We start from the raw sequence: 4,395 nt of genomic DNA on the forward strand, positions 1-4,395 counted from the left end.
CTTCGCCCGCAGCCCCAAACCACGACAATCTTCCTCGGGGACGAAAGACTCATAATACCACCCCACCACCCCGTCCGCTGGCCGTACCGGCGGCGTCCTCACCTGCTTAACTAAATCTATATATTTCTGGATATCACTTGACATAATAAAGAGAGTATGATATCGTACATGTTGCAGTTAATTAAAATTGAAAAGTACGTAATATCCCTTATTCAGAGTGATGGAGATACAAAGGATCTGTGAAGTCACGGCAACCCCGTTTAAGCAGGAAGGACGATAAGTCCGGACGGCAGGGAACGGAAGGTGCCAGCCTGAGCGAGGAGCCGGAAGAATTCGGTTAATCGAGCAATAAGAGGATTTGATAGGCTATGATCAAGTCCGTATTGCTACGGACTTTTCTTTTACCCCAAAATGGCCGGCGCGCTCAGTGCGGCTGCCATCAACAATTTAAAGGAGGACAATAATGGAAAAACTACTTTTTACATCTGAGTCAGTTACCGAGGGACATCCGGATAAAATGTGCGATCAGATTTCCGATGCTATCCTGGATGCTTTGCTTGCACAGGATCCGATGAGCCGCGTTGCCTGCGAGACAGCAACAACCACAGGCCTTGTTATGGTTATGGGTGAGATCACCACACATGCGTATGTGGATATTCAGAAAATTGTGCGTGAAACAGTGCGTGAGATTGGATATGACAGGGCTAAATACGGTTTTGACTGTGACACCTGCGGTGTAATTACAGCCATCGACGAGCAGTCTACTGATATTGCCATGGGAGTGGACAAGGCTCTGGAGGCCAAAGAAAACAAGATGTCTGATGAAGAACTGGAGGCAATCGGAGCAGGCGATCAGGGTATGATGTTCGGATATGCGACAAATGAGACGGAAGAATACATGCCTTACCCGATTTATATGGCGCATATGCTGGCCCGCCGTCTTACCGAGGTGCGAAAGAATGGAACACTTTCTTATCTGCGCCCGGACGGCAAGACACAGGTAACGGTGGAGTATGATGAGAAAGGCACGCCGATCCGCCTTGATACAATCGTCCTGTCCACACAGCATGACGAAGCTGTTTCCCAGGAACAGATTCATAAGGATATTAAACGCCATGTGTTTGATCCGATTCTGCCCTCCGGAATGATTGATTCCGAGACCAGATTCTTTATCAACCCGACAGGCCGGTTCGTAATCGGAGGACCTCATGGCGACAGTGGTCTGACAGGCCGCAAAATTATCGTTGATACTTACGGCGGATATGCCCGCCACGGCGGCGGAGCCTTCTCCGGCAAGGACTGCACCAAGGTTGATCGTTCGGCAGCGTATGCGGCCCGCTATGTAGCTAAGAATATAGTTGCAGCCGGACTGGCGGCAAAATGTGAAATCCAGTTATCCTATGCCATCGGCGTCGCACAGCCCACCTCCGTTATGGTTGATACCTTTGGAACGGGGAAACTGAGCGATCAGGAACTGGTCGGAATTATCCGCAAGCATTTCGACCTTCGCCCGGCCGGAATTATCAAAATGCTGGATCTGCGTCGTCCAATCTATAAACAGACGGCGGCATACGGCCATTTTGGCCGCAACGATCTGGATCTTCCGTGGGAGAAGCTGGATAAGGCGGAGCTGCTCAGAAGTTATTTAAATAACTGAATAAATAATAAATAATAAACAATGAAACAATTGAACCATAACAGGGGGCCCGGTCGTCAGACCGGGTCCTTTACTGATGGCGGTGAACCGTGCGCGGAGCGTGCAGGTTACCGTTGTCCGGTATAGATAATATTCCGGGGGATGTCCTTTGCTGCCGCAAAAGCCGGGGATTTTTGCGGATGATTCTGTATGACAGTGCCAAAAGTACCATAAACAGGGCATTTTGCAGGAAATAGGATGAATATTTTATAATACTTTTAGAAACGAAGCTATCAAAATATGGTATACTTATGATTAAGAAAATGAAAAGATATGAGAAAACCGCCGAAGTTTTTTTGTGGTAACACTTTATTCCGATGCCACGGGTTTTCTCATATTTTTCTGACTCCTGTGAGGGAGTGCTGCGGGAGGATATTACATGAAGATCAAAACACGTCTTGCAATTGCATTTATCACAATTACCGTAGTTCCTATCGCTCTGATATACATTGCCGTAATGGGACTTGTAAATTATCAGGGCCGTTCTTTTCAGAAGAACTACGGCCTGAATGAGCAAATTGATCTGCTCTCCGGCAATTCCATGCAGGTATTCAACCGTCTGACACAGGGAGTTTACAATACAATCCGGAAGGCAGTGGATGAGGATCCGGCTGTCTTTGACAATCCGGAGTATCTGGAGTCTTTAAACAGTGAGCTGGAGAAGAAGTACTCCTATCTGATTCTGAGAAGGGGAGACGAGATTGTCTTTTCCGGGTCGGAAGAGGGGTATGAGCTTGCGGAACAGCTCTCTCCCTATGATGATTATAAAGCCAATGCGTCCGGCGGTTTTTATATGGACGGAGAGGAGCAGCACCTTTTAAAACAGATTGATTTCAAGTATACTGACGGGGAACAGGGCAGCCTGTTTATCGTGACGAATGTCGGTGATTATGTTCCCGAGATTAAGACCATGATCAGTGAGATGATGCTGGTGGGTGTACTGATTATCTGTTTTACCGCCGGAATATTGATTATGTGGGTATACAGGGCGCTGCTGCAGCCGCTGAATAAGCTGCAGGAGGCAACGAAGCAGATCAGGGACGGCAATCTGGACTTTACCCTGGATGTGGACAATGAAGATGAGATTGGCATGCTCTGCCAGGATTTCGAGGAGATGCGGCTGAGACTGAAGGAGTCATCGGAGGAGAAGCTCCAGTATGATAAAGAGAGCAAGGAGCTGATCAGTAACATTTCCCATGATTTGAAAACCCCGATTACGGCAATCAAAGGATATGTCGAGGGAATTCAGGACGGTGTGGCCTCATCGCCGGAGAAGCTGGATAAATACATTAAAACGATTTATAATAAAGCGAATGATATGGATCGCCTGATTGACGAGCTTACCTTCTATTCCAAGATTGATACGAATAAGATACCATATAACTATACGAAGATTAATGTGGCAGAATATTTCGGTGACTGTCTGGAGGATGTGGGGCTCGACATGGAGACCAGGGGTATCGAGCTGGGATATTTCAACTATGTCGATAATGATGTTATGATCATTGCCGATGCGGAGCAGATGAAGCGTGTGATTAATAATATCATCGGTAATTCCTTAAAATATCTGGACAAGAAAAAAGGAATCATTAATATTCGGATTAAGGACGACGGTGATTTTATCCAGATTGTGATAGAGGATAACGGAAAAGGCATTGCGGCCAAGGATCTGCCGTTTATATTTGACCGTTTTTACAGGACGGATTCCTCGAGAAATTCTTCCAAAGGCGGAAGCGGCATCGGCCTGTCGATTGTGAAAAAGATTATAGAAGATCATGGCGGCAGGATTTGGGCTACGAGTAAAGAAGGAATTGGCACGGAAGTTCATTTTGTGCTTAGAAAATACCAGGAGGTTATTCAGGAATGAGCAGAATTTTAATTGTTGAAGACGAAGAAAGCATCGCAGAGCTGGAAAAGGATTATCTGGAACTTTCCGGGTTTGAGGTGGAGATGGAGAACAACGGGGAAGCGGGGTTAAAGCGCGGCCTGGAAGAAGATTTTGATCTGCTGATTCTGGATCTGATGCTTCCCGGCATAGACGGCTTTGAGATCTGCAAAAAGGTACGGGAAGTGAAAAACACCCCGATTATTATGGTGTCGGCGAAAAAGGACGACATTGACAAGATAAGAGGCCTGGGCCTGGGCGCGGATGACTATATTACGAAGCCCTTCAGCCCCAGCGAGATGGTTGCCAGAGTAAAAGCCCATATGGCCAGATATGAACGCCTGATTGGCAGCGGAACACCCGAGAATGAGATAATTGAAATCAGGGGACTGAAGATCGATAAGACGGCAAGACGCGTTTATATCAACGGGGAAGAGAAGAATTTTACTACGAAAGAGTTTGACCTGCTGGCATTCCTCGCCCAGAATCCGAACCATGTCTTTACAAAGGAAGAGCTTTTCAGCAAGATTTGGGATATGGAATCGCTGGGAGATATCGCTACGGTTACGGTGCATATTAAAAAAATCAGGGAGAAGATTGAGTTTAATACGGCGAAACCGCAGTATATTGAGACGATTTGGGGAGTTGGATACCGGTTTAAGGTTTAATGTACGCCCATGAGGAAATAAACGATAACCTGTACGCCCTGCGCACTGGTCATCGCCTTCATTAAAGGAGGATACTGCAAAGTCAGCATTAGCTGGTTTTGCAGTATCCTTCTTTGGCTCTTTGTCAATAGTTGGGGTGGGATTTG

General features: G+C 46.6%; 3 protein-coding genes and 1 riboswitch. All 3 genes read left to right on the plus strand.

The window, feature by feature from the left end; translation table 11 throughout:
• Positions 1-205 precede the first annotated feature (205 nt).
• Positions 206-355, plus strand: a riboswitch (SAM riboswitch).
• Positions 356-463: 108 nt separating this feature from the next.
• The gene (gene metK, locus CLOSYM_RS03870; RefSeq protein WP_021641036.1) at positions 464-1,657 is read left to right on the plus strand and encodes a methionine adenosyltransferase; all 1,194 of its coding nucleotides are present in this window, start codon (positions 464-466) and stop codon (positions 1,655-1,657) included.
• 418 nt (positions 1,658-2,075) lie between these two features.
• Positions 2,076-3,563, plus strand: coding sequence for a sensor histidine kinase (locus CLOSYM_RS03875; RefSeq protein ID WP_003498065.1), 1,488 nt, complete (start codon positions 2,076-2,078; stop codon positions 3,561-3,563).
• Entirely contained in the window at positions 3,560-4,249 is a 690-nt protein-coding gene (locus CLOSYM_RS03880) for a response regulator transcription factor (RefSeq protein ID WP_003498063.1), read from the plus strand. The genes CLOSYM_RS03875 and CLOSYM_RS03880 overlap by 4 nt, the downstream gene beginning before the upstream one ends.
• Positions 4,250-4,395: the final 146 nt, after the last annotated feature.

Source organism: [Clostridium] symbiosum ATCC 14940 (assembly GCF_000466485.1).
Classification (GTDB): domain Bacteria; phylum Bacillota; class Clostridia; order Lachnospirales; family Lachnospiraceae; genus Otoolea; species Otoolea symbiosa.

Bases quoted from the DNA above. Each gene is read 5' to 3' on its own strand.
- metK (WP_021641036.1), top strand. From the start codon at position 464: ATGGAAAAACTACTTTTTACATCTGAGTCAGTTACCGAGGGACATCCG.
- CLOSYM_RS03875 (WP_003498065.1), top strand. From the start codon at position 2,076: ATGAAGATCAAAACACGTCTTGCAATTGCATTTATCACAATTACCGTA.
- CLOSYM_RS03880 (WP_003498063.1), top strand. From the start codon at position 3,560: ATGAGCAGAATTTTAATTGTTGAAGACGAAGAAAGCATCGCAGAGCTG.